Source organism: bacterium (assembly GCA_035454885.1).
Classification (GTDB): Bacteria; UBA10199; UBA10199; order JACPAL01.
On record DATIGE010000009.1, the window covers coordinates 1 to 24575 of the forward strand.

Sequence of the window (24575 nt, forward strand, 5' to 3'; positions counted from 1 at the left end):
GATCCCCGAGACCAGATTGAAGACCGGCGCGAGAAAGATGGCGGCGCGCGAAAGGGGGGAAGCCCCGGCCGCGAGCGTCCCGTAGACGAGGTCGGCGGGGACGTCCAGGAGCCTCAAAAGGCCCACCGCGAAGAACCAGAGAGGCGTCTTCTTGTAAAACGCGAACAACTCAACCGCCGCGAAGAAGAGCCAGAGGCATCCCGTCCGCGCGATCAAATCGATCTGGGGATCCGCAAGGTTCGGATGAAAGAGATCTGCGTAGGTTTGGGGAGAGAAGAGGGCGGTCCCACCGAGGGCTAGGTCGAAGATGCCGAGGACGAGGCAAAGAAGGGGACGGAGAGCGAGTTGCACGCCCAGTCCCTTATCTGAGTCATAGCGGCCGGGTCAATCAAGCGGCGACCCTTTCCTACACACAGGGGTCCGATTTTTCAGCCCACGCCGTCCGGAAAATCGGACGCTTGAATCGCCAAAAACCCCGCATTGCCGCAGCAAACCCCCAGGCATTGTTTTTGCTTAAACCCCTGGAGCCTTGATTGGTTCACCTGAAGGGTGTACGATGAATTTGAAAAAGCATAACATTATAGTTTCGGAACGAGCCGAAAGAGATCTGCTTCGAGTTCCCGCAAGGGTTCAAAGGAAACTGCTCGCATGGATCGATGTGGTTAAGGCGGAAGGGTTGGAGTCCGTAAGACGAATTTTTGGCTACCACGACGAACCCTTGAAGGGGCGTCGGTTCGGTCAAAGATCGATTCGTCTAAATAAGGCGTATCGCGCTATTTATGAAATCGAAGAGCAAGGTTCAGTCAGGATCATCGAAATTAAAGAGGTCACCAAGCATGACTATTAGAAAAGGGAAGGATGCGGAAGCGTTCCTCGAATCTTTGGTCGGGAAACTTACGTTCGGGAACATGCTGCAATCAATCCGGGAATGCGACGAGGTGAGTTTGGCGGAATTCGCTAAAAGGCTTGGAATTTCGAAATCCCATCTCTGCGACATCGAGCAGGATCGCAAGAGTGTCAGCCCGGAACGTGCCGCGCGCTTCGCGAAGATCCTCGGATACTCTCAGGAGCAGTTTGTCCGGCTTTCGCTGCAGGGGATGATCGATAAGGGCCGCCTGCGGCTCAAGGTCTTCGTCGAGGCGGCCTAGGAGGCCATATTAGGCCGCGGACTTTTTCTTAATGAGAAGAATTTGCAGGAGCTTCATATATAATCTCCTAAACTTCAGAAATTTTGCAGATCTGATAAGGAGGAAGCATTTTTTCACTGCCAATAATTATTGAGCGTATTTTCGTTCGTAGTTTTGGACGAGATTTCCACCCAGGAGGATACACTTTGTATCTTTCGAACTGAGAATAAATCCTTCAACAAATCCATCATCCGATTTTGAACTAATATCTTTTTCCTTAATATACATTTTCATTTTCAATCCCCATTGAAAAGAAGTAGAGGCGCGATTCATCGCGCCTCTACGTGCTTATATCGAATTCCATGTAGGGGCGGGGTCACCCCGCCCCTACAGCGTTCCTACGAGCACCCCATCGAATTCCCGCAGTTGATGCACTTGTAGCACGCCCCGTTGCGGACGGTGACGTGGCCGCACTGGTCGCACAGCGGGGCATCCCCCATCAGCTCCGCCAGGTGCTCGGACACGGTCTCGGCCTTTCCGGGGGCCGGCTTTGCGGCCGCGGCGCCCAACGACTGCGCCCTGGCGGGAGGCTGGGACAAATCTTCTTGCTGGTCCTTCGACTCCAACGTCTCGGGCTTCAGGTGCACGAAGTCGGTACGGCCCAGGTACTCCATCCCCAAGATGCGGAAGATGTAGTCCAAGATGGACGTGCACACCTTGATGTTCGGATGATCCGTGATGCCCTGCGGCTCGAAACGCGTGAACGTGAAGGAGTTCACGAACTTCTCCAAGGGCACGCCGTACTGGAGGCCGATGGAGATGGCGATCGCGAAGCAGTTGAGCAGGCTCCGGTAGGCCGCTCCCTCCTTGTACATGTCGATGAAGATTTCACCCAAACGCCCGTCCCCGTATTCGCCGGTGCGGATGAACATCTTGTGTCCGGAGACGGAGGTCTCGACCGTGAACCCGTGCCTCTTGATGGGCATCGGGACCCGCACGCCTCTCTGCTCCTCGGGCGGCAGGGCGGCGATCGCCTTCTCGTCCTTCCGGGAGTCCTCCGCCTTGTTCGTGCCCGTGTTGAGCGGCTGGGAGTGCTTCGAGCCGTCACGATAGAGGGCGACGGCCTTGAGGCCCAGCTTCCAGGACTCGACGTAGAGATTCTCGACGTCCTCCACGGTCGTGTCGTTCGGCATGTTGATCGTCTTGGAGATGGCGCCTGAAATGAACGGCTGGGCCGCCGCCATCATCCGCACGTGGCCCATCGGATCGATGAAACGCACACCGTCGCCGCAGGGGTTCGCGCAATCGAAGACGGCCAGATGCTCGTCCTTGAGCGCGGGCGCGCCTTCAATCGTTCCCTTCTCGAGGATGTAGTCGACGATCACCTTGGCCTCGTCGTCGGAATACCCCAGGCTCTTGAGGGCGCGGGTGACCGACTGATTGATGATCTTGAAGTGGCCTCCGCCGGCCAGTTTTTTCCATTTCACGAGCGAAAACTCCGGCTCGACGCCGGTGGTGTCGCAGTCCATCAGGAGGCCGATCGTGCCCGTGGGGGCCAGGACCGTCGACTGGGCGTTCCGGTAGCCGTAGAGCTCGCCCTCCTTCACGGCGTTGTCCCAAGACTCGCGGGCGGCCTGGAGGAGCCCCGCGGGGCAGAGGATGGGATCGATCTTGTAGGCCGCGTCGCGGTGCTTGTTCATGACCTTGAGCATCGGTTCCCGGTTCTTCGCGTAGCCGGGGAAGGGTCCCTTCGTGCGCGCGATCTCGCTCGAGACCTTGTAAGCCTCGCCCGTCATAAGGGCGGTGATGGCGCCGGCAACCGCCAGGGCCTTGGGGCTGTCATAGGGGATGCCGTTGGTCATGAGGAGGGTGCCGAGATTGGCGTAACCCAAGCCCAGGGGGCGGTAATCGTGGCTGTTCTGGGCGATGACCTGCGTGGGGTACGAGGCAAAGTCGACGGCGATCTCCTGGGCGATGATGAAGGTGCGGACCGCCCGGCGGAAATCCTCCACGAGGAATTCCCCCTTGTCGTCGATGAACTTCATGAGGTTCAGCGAGGCCAGATTGCAGGCGGAGTCGCTCAGGAACATGTACTCGCTGCAGGGGTTCGAGGCGTAGATGCGGTCCGTGTTCGCGCTCGTGTGCCAGTCGTTGATCGTCGTGTCGAACTGGACGCCCGGGTCCGCGCATCTCCAGGCCGCCTCGGCGATCTGGCGCATGAGATCGCGGGCCTCGAAGGTCTCGCAGACCTGGCCCGTGGTGCGAAGCTTGGTCTGCCACTGTCCGCCTTCCAGATAAGCCTTCATGAAATCATCCGTCAGACGAACGGAATTGTTTGAATTTTGGCCGGAGACGGTATGGTAGGCCTCCCCGTTGAAATCGGCCTCAAAACCGCCGTGCTGGATCAGAATGCCGGCCTTGCGCTCTTCCTTGACCTTCCAGTTGATGAAATCGACGATCTCCGGGTGATCCATGTCCAAACACACCATCTTCGCAGCACGGCGCGTCGTGCCGCCGGACTTGGTGGCGCCGGCGCCCTTGTCGAGGACTTCGAGAAAGCTCATGAGGCCGGAGGAGGTCCCGCCGCCGGAGAGTTTTTCCTGCCGGCCGCGGATCTTGGAAAAATTCGTGCCGGTGCCGGAGCCGTACTTGAAGAGCCGGGCCTCGTTTTTGGCAAGGTCGAACAGGCTCATGAGGTCGTCTTCGACCGACTGGATGAAGCAGGCGGAGCACTGGGGCTGTGAGTAGGAGTCCGTCGTCTCACGGATCTGGCCCAGCCCCGCGTTCCAGTAGTAATTCCCGCCGCTGCCCGCGATGCCGTATTCGTGGGAGAGCCCGCAATTGAACCAAACGGGGGAGTTGAAGGCGCCCTTTTGATGAACGAGCAGATGCGTCAGATCGGCCTCGAAGTTGGCCGCGTCTTCCGGAGACGAGAAGTAGCCGAGATTCTCTCCCGCCGTCCGGAGCGAGTGGGCGACCCGATAGACGAGCTGCCGGACCGAATACTCCTCTCCCTTGCGCCCGCCTTTTTCGGCGGGGACGCCCGCCTTGCGGAAATACTTCTGGGTCGCGATGTCCGTGGCGAGCTGCGACCAGGATTCGGGGAACTCGACGTCGTGGCGCTCAAAGACGACGGTCCCATCCGGCTCCTTGATGACGGAGGAGCGCTTGGTCCACTTGATTTGACCGAAAACATCCTCCCCGGGACGGGTAAAATAGGGCTCGAAAATGATCCCTTCGCCGGCGGAATCTTTGCTAACTCTTTGTTTTTTCAGCGAAACAACAGGTGTCATCTCTCCCCCTCCCCCGATTATTCACAGGTTTTCAACTGGTTATACACAGGATGTTGTAGGTTTACGTTCACTAAACCACTATATCTAGTGTGTCAAGAAACCCACAGGATGGCTTTATGCGTCAATTTTGCGAATCGCCGCTCTGGGCGCGGGCGTGCGAATTTTTTCCGAAAATTCCGTCGCGCGGCGCGTCAATTTCAGATTTAGAAAAGGAAGCTCGCTAGAGCTTGATGGGAGCGGTCTGGATGGAATCGATGAATTCCAGCAGGGTACGAACGATATGGCCCGTTCCGCCGCGGGGTCCGAAGTCGAGTTCCTTCTCCGTCCACGAGGGGCCGGCGATGTCGATATGGGCCCAGGGGAGCTTGGCGTCGATGAATTCCTGGATGAAGAGGGCCCCGTTGATCGTCCCGCCCCATCGCCCGCCGACGTTCTTCAAGTCCGCCGCGCTGCTCTTGAGCTCGTCCTTGTATTCTTCGATCAGGGGGAGCTGCCAGACCTTTTCGCCCGCGGCCTTGGCCGCGAGGATCAGCCGGTCGATGAGAACCTGATTGTTGCCCAAAATACCCGAGCAAAGCTCGCCCAGGGCGATCACGCAGGCCCCGGTGAGTGTCGCGACGTCGATCAAGAGATCCGGTTTTTGTTTTTGGGCGTAAGCCACGGCGTCCGCGAGCGTCAGGCGGCCTTCGGCGTCGGTGTTGAGGATTTCAACCGATTTGCCGTTCATGGCGCGGACGATGTCGCCGGGTTTGCCCGCGCTGCCCGAGGGCATGTTTTCCGTCATGGCCGCGAAGCCGTGGATCTCGACGTTGGGTTTCAAGGCCGAAACGGCCTTCATGACGGCCAGCATCGCGGCCGAGCCGCTCATATCGTCCTTCATCGTCTCCATGCCCTGGGCGGTCTTGAGAGAGAGACCGCCGCTGTCGAAGGTGACTCCCTTGCCGACGATGGCGATCTTTTTCCGTGGCCTCGATTTGGGCCGGTAATGGAGGTGGATCAAGGCCGGGGGCTCGACGCTTCCGCGGGACACAGCCCAATAACAGCCCATGCCCAGCCGCCTGATCTCGCGCTCGCCGAGGATCTTGAGGCGGAGTCCCGATCCACGCGCGGCCTTTTGGGCGACATTCCTGGCTTCCTGGACCATCCGGCGCGGGGTCATATCGTTGGCCGGGAGATTGATCAAATCACGCGCGAAATTGGTGGACTCGGCGTAGATCGTCCCTTTGCGGAATCCGGCGGCGACCCGGGTCGCGTCCGGCGTCAGGACCACGATGTTTTGAACCGTCTTCTTCGCGTTGGGTTTCTTGTAAACGTCGAAACTGTACGAAGCGAGGACGGCGCCTTCGGCGACGGCCTGGCCGCGGAGGGGGGCCGCCGCTTTTTTTCGGCAAGGGTCCGCGTCCTCGAGGGCAACCGTCTTGGCCCGCAGGCGGTTGCCGTTCTTGACCAATCGCGCCGCCGCCTTGCGCAAGGTCTCCGCGGCTTGGGGCCCGTCGGAGGGATCGCCCAGGCCGATCAACAGGACGTTCGCGGCGGGGATTTTCCCCAACGTGCTCACCGACCGGGTTTCGCCGGCCTTTCCTTTCAACTCTTCGGTCTTGATGATTCTGGAAAGCGTGCCGCCCAACTTGCGGTCGATGTCGCGCCCGAAAGATGTCGCCAGCCCTTTGGACGCGATCGCCAGCCCCAGCAAATCGATGGTGGAAACCGAGGCGGAAGGGGATTTTGTCGTGAATCGCATTAAGCAAGAGTGCGTGAGGGTATGTGATAAGTCAAATAATTTGATGAACTTCCGCCGTTCCGGTATGTTGTTTGAATGCGTTTGTTCGCCGTCTTTTCCAAGAAGAAAAGCGAGGTCCCGGCCCCGGCCGGCTTGCCGATCTCGGAGGAGCAGTTCCGTGACCTCATTCATGGCGTCGAGGACAAGGAGTTGCGGGCGCGGGTGCCCGATCTGTCGGGTAAGAAGATCCTGGAACTCGCGCCGCGGCAAAAGAGCGCTTCCGTCTTTCTTCGGGAAAAGGGCGCCGGCGTCGTGGTACGCCTCGGAGGCACGAAGGAAAAGGAGATCTTGGACAGGGATCCGTCGTCGTCGCCGGAGACGTTCATCCTCTCGCATTGGGAGAGCCTGCCGTTTTTGGATTCGTGCTTCGATTTCATCCTCGTCCGGTCGGCCTTTCTCAAAGTGAGCCTGGGACGCGTCCTTCGCGAGGTGGGTCGCGTCCTGGACACCAAGGGGTCGGTCCTTCTCTCCGACTTTCATCCATTCAGCCAAATGGTTCAAAGGGAGCATCTCAAGAATCCCGTGGGTGAAGAGGGGATGGGTCCCGGTCTTGAGCGGTACGCCAAATGGTTCCGAGAAGCGGGATTCCGTTTCGAATGGGTTCGGGAGATTTTCTTCGAGGGGATCATGAAAAAGTCGTTCGGGACATCGGAAGCGCATCAGCAGGCGTTCGACGGTTTGCGCCGTACGCCTTTCTTGATCCTGTTTTCCCTGAAAAAGGAGTAGGACATGGCGAATACGGACGGCAAATTGCAGGAACTGCAGATCACGCTGCCCGAGGTGCAGCCGGCCGGCAATTATCTGCCCGCGCAACGGAGCGGCAACCTTCTCTATGTCTCCGGTCAACTCCCCAAGGTCGAGGGCCGTATCGCGTTCAAGGGACGCGTCGGCAAGGACTTGAACGTCGAATCCGGCCGCCGGGCCGCCAAGGCCTGCCTCGCCAATATTTTGGCCGTCTTGAAGCAGGAATTGGGCACGTTGGACAAGGTGAAGAAGATCGTGAAACTCACCGGCTATATCAACACGTATCCGGGATTCAGCGACCATCCCAAGGTCATGGATGCGGCGAGCGAGCAATTGGTTGAAATCTTCGGGGACGCCGGACGCCACGCGCGGACGGTGATCGGCGTGGTCGAACTCCCAGCCGGCGCCGCCATGGAGATGGATCTGATCGTGGAAGTCCGCTAAATCTCGGTCATCGAGTTTCGCTTGGCCAGCATGTATTCGATCTTGCGGGTGAGGGCGGCCAAGTGGAAGGGTTTGGAGATGTAATCGTCCGCCCCGAGCTCAAGTCCCCGGATGCGGTCGTCCTGGCTCTCCTTGGCCGAAAGGATCAAGACCATCACGTCCCGTGTCTTCTGATTCCCTTTGATCGCCTTGCAGACCTCGATTCCCGACGTCCGGGGCATCATCAAATCCAAGATCACGAGGTCCGGCTTGACCCGGTCGACTTCGCTCAGGGCGCTCGGGGCGTCAAAGACGCTCTGGACCTGGTAAGTCTCGGAGGAGAGTTTTTTGGTGATGAGTTTGTGGACGGTCGGGTCGTCATCGACGATCAAGACCTTCCAAGGAGGGTTCAAGGGCTGGGTCATTGACCCCAATTAACACCCGACGGGCGGCCGGCCGTCAAGGAAAGGTGTATGACGCGTTGCGTAACTTTCTTGACACCAGGACCGGTTTTGGGTACTCAGCGGGCCCTCGGTCGGTGTCTGTTGCCGTATTCGAGTGATATTAAATTATAGGTCTTTGATAGAATAATTAAATATAAGTAAATCAACAGATTAGCATAATAGAGCTAAAACATTATATTGACACACCGCTCTCGTTGGGTTAATTGAAAGCGGATTTTTTCAGTGTCACTTTCGAACGGCAATCAAGATTAAAGCGGACATTTTGGGACGAGGAAAGGGGGTGACGGGGGATTATCCGCCAAGGAGACAAACCCAAGAAAAGGTCCAAATCATCGTCATCGGCCCGCTTTATAACGTAAACAGCAGTCTTTAACAGATCCTATAAGGAGGATACTTCGCATGAGAAAGCTACTCGTCATCGCAGTCGCAGTAGCGCTCGCCAGCGTGGCCGGAACGGCCGGAGCCGAGGAAGGTTCCGAGCTCGAGATTTCCGGTAACGTCACCACGGTGTCCGGCTGGCAGCGTCCCTCGAACAACCCGAACCTCGGTGCCGACGGCATCCTGAATGACGGTCTGGCCGCCCCCGGCGGTCTCACGACCGACACATTCGGTTTCTTCATTGACCAGGTCGAGTTGGACCTGGCCAAGAGCTTCGGCGAGAACATCCGCATCCGCGCGGACCTTGATTTCTCTCCGCATCGCGTTCAGGCCGGCGGCGGCCAGGTGGAGATCGAACAGGGTTACGTGACGGCCAACATCCCGGCCGGCAACGGCATCGAGTTCCTGATCGGCCGTTTCAATTCCGGAGTCGGTCTGGATCCGATCGATCGGAACGAGATGTCCACGGTCTCTTTCTCGACGGTTCATCGCACGCTCCTTCCGCACAACATGACCGGTATGCGGTTGGGCTATGACTTCTCCGAAGCGACCCGCTTCGAGTTCTATGTCGTGAACAACCTGAACGGCGATGTTGCCGCTCCCGGCACGGCTGCGGACACGGACATTCCGTCCGGTGGCTTCAACTTGAGCTACATGTGGGGCGACGAGGGGAACAAGAGCTGGTTGAAATTCAACGGCGCTTTTGGCCCCGAAGGTCCGACCAAGAAGGGTTACTCCTTCCTGGGTGACCTGAACGGCAACTTCGCGGTCTCCGATGCTTTCTGGATCGGTGCGGAAGGCGTTTATCGCCAGGATAACGGCGGCCTCATCGGCGCCGAGAACGCCCAGTACATCGGCGGTCAGTTGAAGGGCCGTTATGCCTTCAGCGACGTGTGGGATGGAACGCTCCGTTACAGCTTCGTGTGGGATCTGGACCAGGGCCAGGCGGGTGGTATCCCGGCGGGCGGTCTGGTTCCGGCCAACCCCTCCGGTGCCGTCGGCATCGGCAGCGGTCTCGGCGCGGCGGGCACGATGCACACTCTCTCGATTGCGACGGGCTATCAGATCACCGATGGCGCGCGTTTCGTTCTCGAGGGTGGCATCGACGTGAGCCGTCCTTCGGCCGGCGGCGGCACGGGCTTCACGCCCGGTGTGGCCGGCATGTTCGCGTATAGCTTCTAAGCTGGAAGTTAGCTGAAAGTTGAGAAAAGCCCCGGTGGCCGCAAGGCCGCCGGGGCTTTTTGTTTTCTAGAACGCATACCCAAACGCGAAGTGAAGCCGCCCGACCGACTCCCCGGCCTTCCTGTCCAGCTTGAACCCGTAATCCAACCGCAGCGGGCCGACCGGGGTCACGTATCGAACCCCGAATCCCGCCGAGTGCCGGAAGGAATCGAGGCTCACGTCCGAAAAGTCATTGGAGATGCTGCCGTGGTCGAAGAAGAAGGCCAGCTTGAAATTGTTGAAGAGGCGCGTCTGCAGCTCCGTCGTCGCCGCCAGAAGGACCTGTCCCCCGGCGGGACGGCCGTCGGCGGCCGTAGGGCCCACGGCGTCCTGGTCGAAACCCCGCACCGAGTAATCCCCGCCCAAGAAGAGCCGTTCGTCCCGGGTGAGCGCATCGTCCCCGAGGACCTTGATGCCCTCGGCATGGACGAATTGGATGAGCGTCGTCCGGTTGCCCAGGGGAAGATAATAAGCGATCAGCCCCTTGGGCTGGAAAAAGTTGAAGGTCGAGGCGATCAACTTGGTGGAGATGTCGATGCCCGCGAAGGCGACGAAACCCTTGGACGGGTCAGCGAACGAGTCCCGCTTGTCGTAATTGAAGGAGAAGGAAAACTTCGAGGTCGTGTGATCCTGCTCTTCGATCCCCGTGTCGTCGACGACGTCCGAAAAGAAGGTGCGGATGAGTTCGAAGCGTCCCAAGACGGTCATGCGGGGCGTAAATTCCCGGAGAAAGGCCAGGGAGCCACCTCCCTCGACCGTCTTGAAGCCCGGCTTCAGGTCCCGTTCCAGGAAGACGTTGAAGGAGGCCTCAAAGGGATAGCCGACGAAGAAGGGGTCCTTGAACAGAAGCTCTCCCTTTTGGATGTCCCGGCCCCCGATGAGACGCACGTTGGCCCGGCGGATCGTCCCGCCCATGTTGATGTGGCTTAAGCTCAACTCGCCGGTGAAGAAGTTGTCGGTGTCGTAGGTCACGCCCACGTCCATGAGGATCTTCCGGTACTCCTCAACCTTGACCACCAGGTGGACGACCGGCTCGCGCTCGGTCAACCCGATCGTCTGGATGGAGACGCTCCGGAAGGCCCCCGAGCGGCGGAGCTGCGATTCGCTATCCAGGATCTTTTCGAAGCTGAAGGTCTTGCCGGGGCGGATGCGCATGGCGCGCAGGATCGCCTTCTTGTCGGTACGCTCGTTGCCGACGACCAAAACCTCGCCGATCTTCGTCTCGGTGCCTTCGTGAATCCTGTAGGTCAGCGTCGCCCGGTCGCTCCCCTCGCCGTGGCGCTGCAGATCGGGCACGACGGCCGCGTAGGGGAATCCGTGGTTCGCGTAGAAGACGGTCAACGCCTCCTTGTCCGCGTCGATCTTCGAAGGGCTGGCCGCGTCGCCAGCGCCGAGTTCCAGGCGCCTCATGAGTCTCCGGGACGGGATCTTTTCATTTCCCTCGAAACGGACGCTGTCCAGGCGTACGACGGGTCCTTCGTCGACGGTGAAGGCCACGCGCGCCTTGTCGTGGAAGCGGTTGAGTTCCGTCTTGTGATCGAGGGCCTTCGCGTCCAGGGCGCCCCGGTCGGCCATCACGGCGGGGATCCGTGAAAAATCCTCCGCCACCGTGCGCGGCTGGTAGTAGCCGCGCTCGAAAATCGTGTTCTCCTTGGTCAAGAGCCTCTTCTTGATCTTTCTGTCCTTGATCTCCCGGTTGCCTTCGATGGCGACGGTCTTCACGCGCGTCTGCGGGCCCTCCTTGATGATGAAACGCACGAGGAGGGCGGGATCCTCCGGATTCTTCGGCTCCTCCTTCTCGAACGATACGGACGCTTCCTGAAAACCGCGCTTTCGGTAATAGTCCAGGATGGCCTTGACCGAGGCCTCGATCTCATAGTTGCTGTACCCGCCGTCGGTGAACATCGGCATGGCCTTTTTCAGGCTGCCCGTGAGCACGCGGTGGTTGCCCTTGAAGACGACCGTCACCCGTTTGCCCTCCCGGATGTCGATGACGGGATTCACGGTGCGCTTTGCCTCGTCCTTGCCCAGCTCCGTGAGCCTCACGCGAGCGCCCAGATAACCGTTGTCCTGATAATCCTTCCGGATGGAGTCGATGCTCTTCCGCATTCTCGTCGGGCGGTAAAGAAGCAGGGGATTGATCTGCGAATTAAAGTAGCCCGGAGGGAAGACGGTGTTCCCGTTCACCGTGATTTTGCCGATCCGGTAGCGGAGCCCGACGTCGACCCGGTAGACGAGATCCACCGTGTTTTTCTTCTCGTTGAATCGAGACGTAAAGGCCACTTCCGTCTCGTCGTATCCCTGCCGGCGGTAGAAAGATGCGATTTTCTCGGTCTGGGAACGCGCGGTCTCCTCGTCGTAGAGATCGCCGGAATGGACCGTGATCAGCCGCCGGATCCGCGTGGAGAGATAGGGATAGGTGCGATAGATGTCGATGCCGCTGACGATCGTCCCGTCCTTCACAGCGACGACGACGACGACGCCCCCGGGAACCGGACGCGCTTCCAAGCTCGCCTCGCGGAACCGGCCCCATTTCTTGAGATAGGAGGCCGCCTGTTCGAGCTTCACCGGGTCGTACGGATCGCCCTCCTTGAAGGGCAGCACGCCGCGGATTTCCTTCGCGCGCCCGTCGTTTTGGATCTCGATCGCGACGATCGCCGGCCGGCCGGCGGACGCGGGCAACGAAGCGAGGGCCGTCAGTAGCAGCGCGAAAGCGGCGGCAAGGCGTCGCATAGATTGCGATTAGTACATCCTCAGGCGGAACGACACGTTAAAATTGTAGCGGGGCTGGGTGCCGGATTGCCCCGACTCCCACACGCGCGTGCCTTTGAGGAGGATGTTGTCGGTCAGGTAGTAGTTCGCCTGGAGCGTCCGCTGGGCGGTCTCGGGGGCAAAGTCGCTTTGAAACTCCACGGTCAGGCGGTCGGTCAGGTTCTTGCCCAGGGCTACCTTGGAGAGCTGGCCGGATTCGGAGGCCTCCAGGCGGAAGACGTCCAGGCCCGTCGATTTGGCGATGGGCTGTTCGATCGCGCTCGTGATCTCGCCCGCCAGAACGCCGAGCCCCATCGATTGGCGCGTGATCCCGCTCTGGCGAAGCTCCTCCTGCGTATGTCCCGTTGTGATGAGCGAGAGCACATCCTCGCGCGGCAGGGCGGGGATGCTCGAGAGGTTGACCTCCAGGTTCGAAAGGTAGCCTTTGATCTCGACGGTCACCGTATAGAGGGGCGGCATGTCCTCCTCGGCGACGATCGTGAGGTAGGGTTCCTTTCGGGAGGGGTCGATGTACTCGAGGCGACCTTCCGTCAAGGTGAAGGTGTCGCTGAAGAGGTGCACCTCGCCCTCCGTGGCCGTCAACGCCCCCGAGATCAGCGGCCGTCCGTAGGTCCCGCCGACCTGAAGGTCGGCGAGTAGGTAGATCGACGCGATGTTGTTCTTGATGCGCAGGTCGCCCGAGTGCTTGACGACCAGATCCAATTGCCAGGGTTCCAGCGTCTTTTGCCAGGTCGCTTCTTCGGTGATCTCGTCCTCGAACGGTTTGAGCACGAGTTCCCGCAAGCGGAAGGGCTTCGTGTAGAGGGCGTCGACGATGTCGATTCGTCCCGAGAGCCTGGGCGAGGGGAGCGATCCCGTAAGCTTTAGATCCGCATCGAGGTCGAACCGGTAGGCGTTTGGCCTCGTATAGCTCAAGTTATCGCCTTTGAGGGTGAGGTCGAAGCTCTCGGGCTGGAAGCGCTTGAGCTTAAGGCTGCCCCCGAGCTGAAAGCGCCCGTCGCCCAAGAGGCCGCTCAAGCTCGGCCGAACCGTCGGACCGTCCAGCGCGAGCCGCCCCTCGAGCTCTTCGATGGAGGGGATTCCCCGGATCCCGACATCGTCCTTCTGAAAATCGATCCAGCCCCGGATCTCCGGATCCTTGGTGGTGCCGGTCATGGATAGATCCAGCTGGGTGAATCCCCGCATTTCGCGGAAGAGTGAGGGGACGGCCGACAGGGATTCCAGATTGACCTTCCCTTTCAGCTTGGCCTCCGTGCCGCTGTCGCGGAGCGTGAGGCTGCCCGTCAGGTCCGATCCATCCTTCCGGTACTCGAGCTTGTCGATCTTGAAGACGTCGGTCTTCGTCTCGTAGGAGCCCTCCACGAACAGGCCCGCCGCCGGATGGCCGCTGTAGCGCGCGAGACCCTCCTCCGTGTCGAGGGTGAGGGGATCGGGCCAGAGGATGGGTTCAATGGCCGGGGCATGAAACTCCGTTTTCGTGAAGATGATCAAGCCGCCCGGCTTAAACATCATGTCCGAGACGAATCGGTCGACCGGACCCAGGAACCAGCGCCCGTTCGTGACCTCCGCGTGCCCCGGTCCCTCCGCCGACGTGCTGCCGGGCACGCCGCGCAGATGGAGCTCGCCCTTGAGGTTGCCGGCGACGTTGGCCGTCGGAAGGATATCCTTGAGCGTGCCGCCGTCGAACGTGACATCGACCGTCTTGAGCGCGGCCTTGATGCTCTTAAAGGGCGGGAGGTACTTGAAGATGACGCCCCCCCGGGCGTGCCCTTCGATGTGTCCGGTCTCTCCGGGCTTGATGTCCGCGTCAAAGTCGAGATCCGGCCAGTGAAAGTCGAGGGTCCCGTCCACCTGGCGCGCGCGCATGGCGCCGTGGCGAAAATCCCTGATCGTCGCGTCGGCCCTGGCCTTGAGATCGGGCAGTTCCCCCTGCGCGCGGCCCTTCACCGAGCCCAGGCCCTTGGCGGGGCCCAGAATGGCGCTCGGCATCTTGCCGAAAATGGATTCGAGCGGAAGATCCCTGGCCTCGAAAGGGAGATCGTATTTGATTTTTTTCATGTCCGCCAAATCGAGAAAGACGATCTTACCCGAGGCATCGAACGTCGCCTTTCCCAAGGCCGCCTTGATGCTCTTGACCTCCGCCATCTTCTCTTTCAAAGCCGCATCCACGGCGAAAGTGACCTTTTCCGAAAGAACGGTGGGGACCTCGACGGCGCCCGAGACTTGCACGCTTCCGCGCATCAGATCGCCCAAGACCTTGCCTTCGATGTCCAAGGTCACCTTCGGTGCTTCGAGATGGAACATGTTGATCGAGAGTCCGCGTCGCCCCAACGAAGTCTTAAAGGTAATCTTGTCGGTGGTCGGAAAGAGCCCGGATGTTCCCGTGATCGTGGCCTCCGCGCGTAACTCGTTGAGGAGCGTGGTGCTGGCCCCGAACGCGACTTTATCGACGTTGCCCGTTCTGATCTCACCGGTTTCGGGATCCGTGACGGTCAGAAGCAGATCCGTTATGGTGGCGTCCTCCAAGAAGATGCTCTGAAGCAGAAGCGATCTCTCATAGCGCCCGAAGACTCTTTGCAGGATGTCCGCCGGCAGAACGCCTTTTTGCTGTTCCGTCTTTTGAATGAAGACAACCGGATGGACCACGGCGAAATCGGTGACGATGATTTTACCGCGGATGATCGAGAAAACGCTTAAATCGAATCGTACTTTTTCGGCCGAGACGGACATGGTCTTGGATCGGTTCTCCGCGTGGACGCCGTCGAGAAAGATGCGTCCCCGAAGGAGTTTGAGCTCCGAATCGCGGATGGAGAGATTCCAATGAAGGGCTCGGCCGAGTTGCGAAAGCAGATAGGACTGAAACCATAGGCTGTGCAGGATGGAAGAACCCGTCGCGAAGAGAAGGGCGATGACGGCGCAGGAAAGGAGAAGGTGTTTGAAACCCTTCGACATGCCCACTATATGGGCATATTTGCTGAGGATTTTAAAGCGGCGATCGTCTTGTCATAAATCCCGCCGAAGCCGCCGTTGGACATGAAGCAGACGATGTCACCGGATCTGCTTTCCCGGGCGATGAGGGCGACGATCTCGTCGATGGAAGGGAGGAAGAAGGCCTTCTTCCCGAGCGCCTTCAGGTCGGCGACGATCTCCTCCGGATGGAGGCGCTCGCCCTCGGGGATCTTTTCGGCCAGGTAGGGCGCGGCGAAGACGATCTCGTCGGCCGGATCGAAGGCCCGGGCGAAATCTTTTTGAAAGATGTTGCGTCGCGTGGTGTTCGAGCGGGGTTCAAAGACCGCCCAAAGTTTGGCCTTGCCGTATCGTCCCCGCAGGGCGGCCAAGGTTTCGGCGACGGCCGTCGGATGGTGGGCGAAGTCGTCGATCAAGGTGACGCCCCGGAAGGTCCCCAGCACCTCCTGCCGCCGCTTGACGCTCTCGAACTCCGCCAGAGCGCGCTGGATGTCGGGGATCGTCATGCCCCGTTCCAACGCGACACCCAGCACGGCCAGGAGATTTTTCAGGTTGTGCCGGCCGGGGAGCGGGCTTTCGAAGCGGCCGAACTCCCGGCCGTCGCGCAGGGCGCGGAAACGGGTCCGGCCGCCGAAAATGACGTCATCGGCCGAGATAGAGGCCCCGGCCTCCAGTCCGAAGCGCACGACCCGGCAGGGGGCCTTCTCGACGAGCTTTCGGACGTTGGCGTTGTCGCCGTCGGCAAAGATCACGCCGTCCTTCCGGAGCAGGGCGACGAGTTTCGCGAAGGACTCCATCACGTCGTCCAGGTTCTTGTAGATGTCGGCGTGGTCGAATTCGACGGCGTTCAGGATCAGCATCCGCGGCCGGTAGTGGAGAAACTTGGGTCCCTTGTCGAAAAAGGCGGTGTCGTACTCGTCTCCTTCGAGCACGAAGGCGTCGCCGGTGCCGACCTGGTAAGAACGTCCGAAGTTCTTGAGGATGCCGCCGACGAAAAATCCGGGCGATTGGCCGCTCCGCTGGAGGACCCAGGCCAAGAGCGAGGCCGTCGTCGTCTTGCCGTGAGTCCCCGCGACGACGATCGGAAACCGGTCTTCGAGGAAGAATCGGGCGATCGCCTGGGGCATGGAGAGGATGGGAAGCCCGCGCCTCTGGACCTCCAGCACTTCGGCGTTGTCCCTGGAGATGGCGTTGCCGACGACGACCAGTTCCGGTCTTGCGGTCTCGATGTTCTCGGGCTTAAATCCGATCATCACGTCGACGCCCAGTGCCGCCAACTGGTCGCTCATGGGGGGATAGACGTTCTGATCGGAGCCCGTGACGGCGAAGCCCTTTTCCTTCAGGAGCCCGGCCAGCGAGGCCATGCCGGTGCCGCAGACGGCGATCAGGTGGATGCGTTTAGCGTTGGATGAGTTGTTCATAGAGGAAGTCATGGATCCTCGGCCGGAACTGCTTGATGGCCTCGTTTTTTGAACTCGGATGCACGCGGTTGGTCAAGAGAATGACGTGAAAGTCCTGGTCCCGATCCATCCACATCGAGCAGCCCGAGTAGCCCAAATGTCCGATCGAATTCTTCGAGAAATATTTCCCGGCTTGCGAGTTCTCCGCATCCGGCGTGTCCCAGCCGAGTTTGGCGTCGTTCTTCTTGGCGCCGCCGCGGGCCTCGCGGATGGCGAGCAGAAACCGGTGCAGGTCGTCCACGTTCGAAAAGAGACCCGCGTGGCCGGCCACCCCTCCGAGGGTATAGGCATTGTCGTCGTGCACCTCGCCTCGGATGATTTTCTTCCGCCAAGCGGAATCCTCGGTGGCCGCGAATTGCGTGTAGGGGCGACCCCTAACTACGGGGCTGCTGCCGCTGACCTCGTGTTCGCCCTTCGCGCGGACGGGCAGGTAAAACGTGTTCCTCATCCCCAACGGGCCCGCCACCTTCTCCTCAAACAGTTGATCGAGCCCCTTCCCCCAAAAATCCTCCAGGAGGATGCCGAGCAAGATGAAACCCAGGTCGCTGTAGATCTTCTTGTAGGAGACCGCCGCATCGAGGGGTTCGCGGGCGATTTTTTCCAGGTAGACGCCGCGGCTTTCGCGCCTTCCGACCAGTTCCGGGCGTTCGCGCGCCACGTCTTCGAAATACGGCCTCCAAGCCGGCAGACCCGAGGTGTGCTTGAGCAGATGACGGATCGTAATCTTCTTCTTGTCCTCCGCGTCGAGGAGGGGAAGGTACCGCGCGGCGTGGCTGCTCAGGGACAACCCCTTTTCCTTCATCGACACGAGGGCGAGGGAGGCCGTCGCGACCGGCTTTGTGAGCGAGGCGATGTCCCAGAGGGTCGTCTCCGTCGCAGGCTCGGGTGACGGAAGGAGGGCGGCGTTTCCGTAGAAGGCGCGATGGAGAACCTGGTTTCCCTTCGCCACGAGCAGGGCCGCTCCGGGAAACACCCCTTCGCGGACGGCCTCATCCATCTGCCGGTCAATCGGACCGTTGGGGGCGCTCGTCATCGGAAGATTCCCCGCGTCACGACGAGGCGGTTGTCCTGAATCCGGCCCTCGCCTCCGAAAGGGAGGATGAGCGGGTCTTTGCAGTGCCCGAAGCGGATACCCCAGAGGACCGGACCCGGGAAGGTTCTCAGTTTCTCCCGGACGACGTTTCGAATGGCCGCGGGAAAAAGGACGTCGCGCTGCTTGAAGGTCCCGAAGACGATTCCCTTCACGCCCTTGAGCTTACCGGCCTGATCGAGCTGGGTGAGCATGCGATCGACCGCGTAGGGTTCCTCGTTCGTATCCTCGAGAAACAAGATACATCCCCTCGTCTCGATTTCCCACGGGGTGCCCAGCGTTGAGGTGATGATCGATAGGCATCCGCCGACGAGTCGGCCCCAAGCCCGTCCTCCCCGGAGCGCCGACTTGGCCCGAAGCGGCTGGCGGTCGAAGAAGTCCGGATCGGTCAGGGCGCGCACGACGCGGGCGACGGTCTTGGGATCGGTCAGGTGCGGGGCGACCATCGGTCCGTAGTACGAGGGCATCCGGTATTTCTTCCACAGGTGGATGAGGACGGCGGTGAGATCGCTGGAGCCCATCACGATCTTGGGCGCGATCTTGGACTTCAGCAGCGGCAAGGCGCGCTGGCAGCCGTAGCCGCCGCGCGCGAAGAGGAGGGCGGAGAAAGGGGTCTCCAGGGCCTCGCTTAGTTCGCGAGCGCGGCGTCGGTCCTCGCCAGCAAGGTACGGCAGGCGCGCGAAGATGTCCGAACGGAAGGCGACGCCGAAGCCGGCCTTCTTGAGCAGGGAGACGCCTCTTTGAAAGCGCCTGCGGTCAAAGGGCCCCGCGGGGGCCGCGATGGCGATCAAATCGCCGGGTTGGGCGGGGTGGGGTCTCAAAGTGCCGGGAGGTTATCAATTCGCCGCGAAAACGCAAAGGGTCTACGGCTCATAGTGGGCGCTAGGGAAAGGATTTGGACAAATAATTGAGGACGTCCCTGACGGAGATGATGCCGGTGGTGCGATGGGCCCTTTCGATCGGGAGATGGCGGTAGCCTCCGACCGACATCCGGTTGACGGCGTAGGCGAGCGTGTCCCCGTCCGTGAGCCGCTCGGGGTCCGGCGTCATCAGGTCGGCGACGGCGGTTTTCCCCAGATCCTTGCCCAGGCAGATGCCCTTCAGCACGACGTCGCGTTCCGTGAGGATGCCCACCAGCCGGTCCGCGCTCCCCACCAGGATACATCCCATCTTGGATTGGTTCATGGCCCTCACCGCGTCCAGGACGCTCGCCGACGCCAGGATGAAAATGGCCTCACGGGGGGAGAGCCGCTTGATCGGATCGCTCATGAGGATCTTTTCGATCTTCGTGCGCGGTACCACGCCGTCGAGGGAGGCGAGGTCCTCATGGCAGCTCCCACATTCGTCGGAGCCGGGCATGTTATTGAAGCCGCAAGAAGGACATTTCATGCCGTCACGCTCCATGTTTCGGTGTCAAACAGGATCTTGCGCAAATCACCCTCGCCTTGGGATTGCTTCGCCTTCGCGATCTGGGCATGGAGCATGGATTCATAGGTCGGCTTCTCGATCGACCGGAAGACCCCGACCGGCACGGGCAGCTCCGGCAGCTCCATGTTCGCGAGCAGGAAGGCGTAAGACGGATCCGGGTTCTTGGCGTCGTGAACGAGAATATCTTTTTCAGTGATGTTCCCGCCCAGATCGACCGCCTCAAAGCCGAATCCCTTCATCCGGACGCCCTTGTTCTTCTCCTTGCCGAAGATGAGAGGCTTTCCATGTTCCAAGAGGACCGTGTGGTCCGGACGGACCGACCGGTCGGTCGCATCCTTGAAGGCGTCGTCGTTGAAAATCACGCAGTTTTGAAAGATTTCCACGAACGCCGAGCCCTTGTGGCGTCCGGCTTGTTCCAGGGTCCAGGCCAGGTGATTGGTATCGGAGTCGATCGAGCGGGCGATGAAAGTCGCTCCCACGGCCACGGCGAACGAGAGCGGATGGAGAGGATAGTCGATCGATCCGGCCGGCGTGGACTTGGTCTTCTTGCCGAGCTCGGAGGTCGGCGAGTACTGTCCCTTGGTGAGCCCGTAGATCTTGTTGTTGAAGAGGAGGATTTTCAAATCGACGTTCCTCCGGAGGGCATGCATCAGGTGGTTGCCGCCGATCGACAGCCCGTCTCCGTCGCCGGTGACGACCCAGACGCTCAAGTCGGGCCGATACGTCTTGACGCCCGTGGCGATGGCGGGCGCGCGTCCATGGATGGTGTGAAATCCGTAGGTGTTGACGTAGTAGGGCAGCCGTGACGAGCAGCCGATGCCCGAAATGAAGACGTAGTTCTCCCGCGGCAGCTTGAGATCGGCGAGGACCTTCTGGACCTGGGCCAGGATGGCGTAGTCGCCGCAACCCGGGCACCAGCGCACTTCCTGGTCCGAGACGAAATCCTTTCTCGTCAGCGCGGCTGGGCTTGCCGGGTCGTTGGATTCGGGGGCCATTGACGGACCTCCTTCGTGGTCATGAACCTTTTCACTCCCGCGATGATTTCACCCACCTTGAAAGGCTGACCCTGTAACTTGTTGAGGGAGTGCGCGTCGACTAGATATTTCGCGCGCAGGAGCAAAGACAGTTGCCCCAGGTTCAGCTCGGGAACGACGATGGTCTCAAAGCGGGAGAGAATTTCCTTCAAGTCCTTCGGTAAGGGATTCAGGTATCGGAGGTGGACGCTCGAAACCTCATGACCTTCCTTTTGCAGATCCTCGACCGCTGAGGTGATCGCCCCATAGGTGCCGCCCCAGCCGACGACGAGGACCTCGCCCGAAGGCTTTCCGAATATCGAAAGCGGCGGGAGATCGTCGGCGATCCGGGCGATTTTTTCGGCGCGGAGACGGCACATGAGATCGTGGTTGGCGGGATCGTAACTCACATTGCCCGTCACGTTGGCCTTCTCGATGCCTCCGATCCGGTGCTCGAGCCCCGGCGTGCCGGGGATGGCCCAAGGCCGCGACAGGGTTCGTTCGTCCCGGGCATAGGGGCGGAAGGTCGTCCGGTCCGTCGGATGCTTGATCGCGATCGGCGAAAGGTTCTCCGGCTCGGGGATCAGCCAGGGTTCGGAGCCGTTGGCGAGGTATCCGTCCGATAGATAGATGACCGGCGTCATGTAGGTGACGGCGATGCGAAAGGCCTCGATCGCCATCGTGAAGCATTCCGACGGCGTCGCCGGGGCCACGACCGCGACGGGGCTTTCCGAGTTGCGGCCGAAGAGCGACTGCAGAAGGTCCGCCTGTTCGGTCTTGGTGGGAAGGCCGGTCGAAGGCCCGCCGCGCTGGACGTCGACGATGACGAGGGGCAGTTCGGTCATGACGGCCAGATTGATGGTCTCGCTCTTGAGCGCGAGCCCCGGTCCGCTCGTCGTCGTCAGGCCCAGACCTCCCGCGAAGGAGGCGCCGAGGGCCGCGCCCGCGGCGGCGATTTCATCCTCCATCTGAAGGGTCTGGACGCCGAAGTTCTTGTGCCGGGACAGCTCGTGAAGGATGTCGGAGGCCGGAGTGATCGGGTAACTCGCCAGAAAGAGAGGCTTGCCCGCGAGTTTGGACGCCGCGACGAAGCCCAAGGCCGTGGCCTCGTTGCCGGTGATGTTCCGGTAGACGCCGGGTTTGAGCTTGGCCTTCGGGATCCGGAAGTGCTTGCGGAAGATTTCCGCCGTTTCGCCGTAGTGGAAACCGGCCTTCAACGCCAGTTCGTTCGCCTGCGCGACATCGGGCTTTTTCGAAAACTTGTCGTGGATCCAGGAGATCGTGACGTCGTAGGGCCGGTCGTAAAGCCAGAACATGAGGCCCAGCGCGTAAAAATTCTTGCAGCGCTCGGCCTCCTTTTTGGAAAGCGGCGTCTCCTTCAGCGCGTTGGCGTTCAAGGTCGTGATGGGGATCTTATAGACTTCGTATTTCGAAAGGCTCCGATCCCCAAGCGGGTTCTCGGCGTAACCCGCTTTCTTGAGATTGGTTTCCGAAAAGGCGTCTTCGTTGACGATCAGCATCCCGCCGTCCTTCAGGTCTTTGAGATTGGTCTTCAACGCCGCCGGGTTCATGGCGACGAGAACGTCCGGGGCGTCGCCGGGCGTGCGGATGTCGCGGGAGGAGAAGTTGATTTGATAGGCTGAAACCCCCGGCAGGCTTCCCGCGGGCGCGCGGATCTCCGCCGGGTAATCGGGAAGCGTTGAGAAATCATTGCCGAGCACGGCCGTGGTGTTCGTGAACTGCATTCCGGTCAGCTGCATGCCGTCGCCGGAATCGCCGGCGAAGCGGATGACCACGTCTTTGACTTCCTGAATTTCTTTCGTCATGCGCCCTCTGAGGTTCGGATGACCTGGTGCGGATCCGGCGGGAGATTGAAGATCTCGTGCGGATAATGTTCCGCCAGGTAATTGACTAGGTCCTTGACCCCCAGGACGCCGACCAGCCTTCCGGACTCGTCCGAGAGCGGCAAATGGCGGTAGTGGCCCTGGTTCATGAGGCGGATCGCATCGGCGACGGAATCGGCCAACCTGAGAGTGGCGGGATTCGCCGTCATGACCCTTTCGACGGGGGTGGAGGCGGGAAGTTTCTGCTCGATCACCCGGGTCATCACGTCCCGTTCCGTAATGATTCCGGTAATCTTGCCGTTGGTCCCGTCCTCCAGGACGACGGCGTACCCCTTTTTCTCCTCGCGCATCTTGGCAAAGACGTTCTTGAGGGACTCCGATCGGGTGACCGCAAGGGCAGGGCGCAATCTAAGACCTTGAATTTTCTCGCTTCTAAGGGCCTTCGTCAGATCAGCCATCGCATTCATCTCCCCCGGAAAACAGTGACAGTTTACGACAACGCCACAGGCTCATACATGATGAATATCAGAAACACATTAAATTATATCAAGTTTTACGCGCGGTCAATTGAGGCTTGTCGGAACCTGAAAGGTGCTTCAGGTCTTCAGGGAAGCGAGACGGCCGTTGGTCAGGGCCCGGTAGACGGCGGAGGGGACGTTGGACCGGAGGTTTCTGGCGGCATCCGGCGACGTGGATTCAAGTCGGGCTATCTTCTGATTCAGTTCCTTGAGGACGCGGGGGAGTTCTTCGGCCGCCTGCTCGGCGTAGTCGAGGTAACCGCTGTGGAGGGCCCGCGTGAGAATGGTGGCGCGGTTCTTGCGCAGGAAATGCGCGGCCTCGGGCTCCGCCGCCGCGATGCGTTTGGTGGTCAGATCGAGCCGGGCGATCATCTGGGGCAGTCGGGCGACCGCGTCGGCGGCGTAGTCGACGTCGGCGTTGTGCAGCGCACGAAGGACGATGGAGGAAAAATTTCCCGCGAGGATCCCGGCCCTCTCCCGGCTGCCCCAATCGGGGCGGCGGCGGAGGTGCTCGATGGTTCCTTGGAGCCATCCGCGCATCCGGAGATAGTCGCGGACGCTGCGCAAGTGCAGCCGGTCGTCCAGGAGATAGACGGACAGGTCGCCCGCGACGCCCTCCTCGAATTCCTGCTTGAGCCGCTCTCCCAGACGGCGTGCGACGTGATGGGCGGCGTCCGTCGTGTCTTCCTTCCCTTCGCTCCAACGGACCCAAAGCCGTCCCAAGGCCCTCAGGAAGGGTTTGTCTTCGGCCTCCGGAAACGTCTCGCAGACCCCATGAAGGAAGGCCTTGAGGGACGCGGCCGAGCCTTGCTTGAGGCGGCCGCGAAGGGCGATCTTGCCCCGGCGGACGTCGTCGAGAAAGACGGCGGCGGGATCGTCCGGCGAGGGGTGCGAGGCGGCCGGCGTCTCCCAGGCGAGGCCTTGGAGCCCTCTCAAGTAGCCTTCGGTTTGGGTGACGCTCGCCTTCACGAGACCCGGCCGGCTGGTGGCGGCATCGAGGCAGGAGCGGATCTGAGTGAGGACGTCGTCCACGGAGGTCCGGCGGCTCATGCGGTCCCGTCCTTTCGTTTGGACGCCGTCGCGATGAGCGTGAGGATCTCGGGGTCCGCCGTCTTGCCGTAGATCAGGCGTTGAAAGGTGTAGCGCGATGGTGAGGATCCGCCGGAGGCGGATTCGTCGGCGTCCCGCGTGTAGATCTCGTAGGCGCGCCGCGCGATCTGAAGCGGCCTCGCCCGGCCTTTGACCAAACGGGTCTCCAGCCTTTGGATGGCTTCTCGAAAGACCTCCCGGACCCGGCGGCGGTTCAGGCTCGCGCGCAAAGTCACGCGGACATCGGCCGCCTTGAGGAGCCGGACGATCTCCGGGATGGCGAGTTTTCCCGTGGCGAATTTGCGGAAGGTCTCCGCGGCGGGGCGCTTTTCTCCTTCGCTCAGGTTCTCGCAATAGATCCGGTGTGCCTGGACGGCGATCGCCCGCGGGCGCACGGTTCGGGTGCGTTTCTCCACGGCCGGCTCGCGCAGGGCCTGGGCGAAGGCGTTGAGGACACGGTCCTTGTCGAGCATGTTGATTTAAAATTGCAATCAACATGCCATCGAGAGAGACTGAAATTATTGATGATTTTGGATCATGAATGCAAAGGATGTTGCATTTTTGCATTCACGCAGAGTTTGCACCAGCTGCCTTAGCGTCCGAGCCGCGTCGGGTCCTTGAGGATCTCCCGCATGCCCTTCTCGAAAAAGTCCGTCTCGCCGGCGCGTTTCTCGGCCTCGGCGCGGATCTCGGCCCCCGCTCCGCCCGCGAAGGGCGACTGGGCCCGGGCCGCGTCCGCGGCGATGAACTCGCCGCAGGCGCTCATGAGGAGGCGCTGCGGGGCCCCGCGCCGCGTGATATAGCCGCGGTCCTCGCGTTGCGTCCGCCACATGTCGGTCAGGTCGTCCTGGCTCATCTTGTGGTACTCGCGCATGACCGCATCGACCATCTCGTTCACCCGTTCGGTGAAGGCGCTGTTGACGAGGTCGCCTCCCGCGGGCAGGTCCTTCCCGCCGAGCAGGGC

Annotated in this window: 21 protein-coding genes; 5 read left to right on the forward strand and 16 right to left on the reverse strand. The window is 60.8% G+C overall.

All coding sequences use genetic code 11. From position 1 onward, the window contains the following. The coding region (locus VLJ37_02015; GenBank protein ID HSA58445.1) for a hypothetical protein at positions 1-351 on the reverse strand (351 nt) is incomplete at its 3' end. Between the two features lie 205 nt (positions 352-556). Here VLJ37_02015 and VLJ37_02020 point away from each other — a divergent pair. Further along, a complete protein-coding gene (locus VLJ37_02020; protein ID HSA58446.1) occupies positions 557-847 on the forward strand; it encodes a type II toxin-antitoxin system mRNA interferase toxin, RelE/StbE family in 291 nt (96 codons plus the stop codon). Between the two features lie 61 nt (positions 848-908). Then, positions 909-1148 carry a helix-turn-helix domain-containing protein gene (locus VLJ37_02025; protein HSA58447.1) on the forward strand — a complete coding sequence of 80 codons (240 nt, stop codon included), beginning with the start codon at positions 909-911 and terminating at the stop codon, positions 1146-1148. Between the two features lie 377 nt (positions 1149-1525). Here VLJ37_02025 and VLJ37_02030 read toward each other — a convergent pair whose 3' ends face one another. Both VLJ37_02030 and VLJ37_02035 read right to left on the reverse strand, forming a co-directional pair. Then, the gene (locus tag VLJ37_02030) at positions 1526-4420 is read right to left on the reverse strand and encodes a vitamin B12-dependent ribonucleotide reductase (protein HSA58448.1); all 2895 of its coding nucleotides are present in this window, start codon (positions 4418-4420) and stop codon (positions 1526-1528) included. Positions 4421-4640: 220 nt separating this feature from the next. Continuing rightward, entirely contained in the window at positions 4641-6161 is a 1521-nt protein-coding gene (locus tag VLJ37_02035; protein ID HSA58449.1) for a leucyl aminopeptidase, read from the reverse strand. Between the two features lie 75 nt (positions 6162-6236). Between VLJ37_02035 and VLJ37_02040 the strand changes: the two genes are divergently transcribed. Both VLJ37_02040 and VLJ37_02045 read left to right on the forward strand, forming a co-directional pair. Continuing rightward, positions 6237-6926, forward strand: coding sequence for a class I SAM-dependent methyltransferase (locus tag VLJ37_02040; protein ID HSA58450.1), 690 nt, complete (start codon positions 6237-6239; stop codon positions 6924-6926). A gap of 3 nt (positions 6927-6929) precedes the next feature. Then, positions 6930-7388: a RidA family protein gene (locus VLJ37_02045; protein HSA58451.1), complete on the forward strand. Its 459-nt coding sequence runs from the start codon at positions 6930-6932 to the stop codon at positions 7386-7388. Here VLJ37_02045 and VLJ37_02050 read toward each other — a convergent pair. After that, complete coding sequence (locus VLJ37_02050) at positions 7385-7792, reverse strand: response regulator (GenBank protein ID HSA58452.1); 408 nt, start codon at positions 7790-7792, stop codon at positions 7385-7387. The genes VLJ37_02045 and VLJ37_02050 overlap by 4 nt on opposite strands. 438 nt (positions 7793-8230) lie before the next feature. On the opposite strand from VLJ37_02050, the gene VLJ37_02055 reads away from it, so the two are divergent. Beyond that, the gene (locus VLJ37_02055) at positions 8231-9391 is read left to right on the forward strand and encodes an outer membrane beta-barrel protein (GenBank protein HSA58453.1); all 1161 of its coding nucleotides are present in this window, start codon (positions 8231-8233) and stop codon (positions 9389-9391) included. Between the two features lie 66 nt (positions 9392-9457). Here the strand turns inward: VLJ37_02055 and bamA are convergent, their stop codons facing one another. From bamA to VLJ37_02115, 12 genes are all read right to left on the reverse strand, one after another. Next, positions 9458-12163 carry an outer membrane protein assembly factor BamA gene (bamA, locus tag VLJ37_02060; GenBank protein ID HSA58454.1) on the reverse strand — a complete coding sequence of 902 codons (2706 nt, stop codon included), beginning with the start codon at positions 12161-12163 and terminating at the stop codon, positions 9458-9460. A gap of 9 nt (positions 12164-12172) precedes the next feature. Next, a complete protein-coding gene (locus tag VLJ37_02065; GenBank protein HSA58455.1) occupies positions 12173-15154 on the reverse strand; it encodes a translocation/assembly module TamB domain-containing protein in 2982 nt (993 codons plus the stop codon). A 5-nt stretch (positions 15155-15159) separates the two neighbouring features. After that, the gene (mpl, locus tag VLJ37_02070; GenBank protein HSA58456.1) at positions 15160-16590 is read right to left on the reverse strand and encodes a UDP-N-acetylmuramate:L-alanyl-gamma-D-glutamyl-meso-diaminopimelate ligase; all 1431 of its coding nucleotides are present in this window, start codon (positions 16588-16590) and stop codon (positions 15160-15162) included. Next, positions 16568-17662: a serine hydrolase domain-containing protein gene (locus tag VLJ37_02075; GenBank protein HSA58457.1), complete on the reverse strand. Its 1095-nt coding sequence runs from the start codon at positions 17660-17662 to the stop codon at positions 16568-16570. Before VLJ37_02075 ends, mpl begins: the two co-directional genes overlap by 23 nt. Continuing rightward, positions 17659-18540, reverse strand: coding sequence for an LD-carboxypeptidase (locus VLJ37_02080; GenBank protein ID HSA58458.1), 882 nt, complete (start codon positions 18538-18540; stop codon positions 17659-17661). The genes VLJ37_02075 and VLJ37_02080 overlap by 4 nt, the downstream gene beginning before the upstream one ends. Before the next feature lie 61 nt (positions 18541-18601). After that, entirely contained in the window at positions 18602-19108 is a 507-nt protein-coding gene (locus VLJ37_02085) for a CBS domain-containing protein (GenBank protein ID HSA58459.1), read from the reverse strand. Next, positions 19105-20142 (reverse strand): 2-oxoacid:ferredoxin oxidoreductase subunit beta, encoded by a 1038-nt coding sequence (locus tag VLJ37_02090; protein HSA58460.1) that lies wholly within the window; start codon positions 20140-20142, stop codon positions 19105-19107. Before VLJ37_02090 ends, VLJ37_02085 begins: the two co-directional genes overlap by 4 nt. Next, entirely contained in the window at positions 20100-21986 is a 1887-nt protein-coding gene (locus tag VLJ37_02095; GenBank protein HSA58461.1) for a 2-oxoacid:acceptor oxidoreductase subunit alpha, read from the reverse strand. Before VLJ37_02095 ends, VLJ37_02090 begins: the two co-directional genes overlap by 43 nt. Continuing rightward, positions 21983-22411 (reverse strand): CBS domain-containing protein, encoded by a 429-nt coding sequence (locus tag VLJ37_02100; protein ID HSA58462.1) that lies wholly within the window; start codon positions 22409-22411, stop codon positions 21983-21985. Before VLJ37_02100 ends, VLJ37_02095 begins: the two co-directional genes overlap by 4 nt. A gap of 189 nt (positions 22412-22600) precedes the next feature. Next, positions 22601-23572, reverse strand: coding sequence for a hypothetical protein (locus VLJ37_02105; protein HSA58463.1), 972 nt, complete (start codon positions 23570-23572; stop codon positions 22601-22603). Continuing rightward, the gene (locus VLJ37_02110; protein HSA58464.1) at positions 23569-24084 is read right to left on the reverse strand and encodes a hypothetical protein; all 516 of its coding nucleotides are present in this window, start codon (positions 24082-24084) and stop codon (positions 23569-23571) included. The genes VLJ37_02105 and VLJ37_02110 overlap by 4 nt, the downstream gene beginning before the upstream one ends. Positions 24085-24203: 119 nt before the next feature. Further along, on the reverse strand, positions 24204-24575 hold a 372-nt coding region (locus VLJ37_02115), incomplete at its 5' end, for a hypothetical protein (GenBank protein HSA58465.1).

Coding starts and splice junctions, on each gene's coding strand:
- VLJ37_02020 (HSA58446.1), top strand. CDS start 557: ATGAATTTGAAAAAGCATAACATTATAGTTTCGGAACGAGCCGAAAGA.
- bamA (HSA58454.1), bottom strand. CDS start 12,163: ATGCGACGCCTTGCCGCCGCTTTCGCGCTGCTACTGACGGCCCTCGCT.
- VLJ37_02110 (HSA58464.1), bottom strand. CDS start 24,084: ATGCTCGACAAGGACCGTGTCCTCAACGCCTTCGCCCAGGCCCTGCGC.
- VLJ37_02075 (HSA58457.1), bottom strand. CDS start 17,662: ATGACGAGCGCCCCCAACGGTCCGATTGACCGGCAGATGGATGAGGCC.
- VLJ37_02090 (HSA58460.1), bottom strand. CDS start 20,142: ATGGCCCCCGAATCCAACGACCCGGCAAGCCCAGCCGCGCTGACGAGA.
- VLJ37_02095 (HSA58461.1), bottom strand. CDS start 21,986: ATGACGAAAGAAATTCAGGAAGTCAAAGACGTGGTCATCCGCTTCGCC.
- VLJ37_02035 (HSA58449.1), bottom strand. CDS start 6,161: ATGCGATTCACGACAAAATCCCCTTCCGCCTCGGTTTCCACCATCGAT.
- VLJ37_02030 (HSA58448.1), bottom strand. CDS start 4,420: ATGACACCTGTTGTTTCGCTGAAAAAACAAAGAGTTAGCAAAGATTCC.
- VLJ37_02040 (HSA58450.1), top strand. CDS start 6,237: ATGCGTTTGTTCGCCGTCTTTTCCAAGAAGAAAAGCGAGGTCCCGGCC.
- VLJ37_02045 (HSA58451.1), top strand. CDS start 6,930: ATGGCGAATACGGACGGCAAATTGCAGGAACTGCAGATCACGCTGCCC.
- VLJ37_02025 (HSA58447.1), top strand. CDS start 909: ATGCTGCAATCAATCCGGGAATGCGACGAGGTGAGTTTGGCGGAATTC.
- VLJ37_02050 (HSA58452.1), bottom strand. CDS start 7,792: ATGACCCAGCCCTTGAACCCTCCTTGGAAGGTCTTGATCGTCGATGAC.
- VLJ37_02105 (HSA58463.1), bottom strand. CDS start 23,572: ATGAGCCGCCGGACCTCCGTGGACGACGTCCTCACTCAGATCCGCTCC.
- VLJ37_02085 (HSA58459.1), bottom strand. CDS start 19,108: ATGAAATGTCCTTCTTGCGGCTTCAATAACATGCCCGGCTCCGACGAA.
- VLJ37_02055 (HSA58453.1), top strand. CDS start 8,231: ATGAGAAAGCTACTCGTCATCGCAGTCGCAGTAGCGCTCGCCAGCGTG.
- VLJ37_02065 (HSA58455.1), bottom strand. CDS start 15,154: ATGTCGAAGGGTTTCAAACACCTTCTCCTTTCCTGCGCCGTCATCGCC.
- mpl (HSA58456.1), bottom strand. CDS start 16,590: ATGAACAACTCATCCAACGCTAAACGCATCCACCTGATCGCCGTCTGC.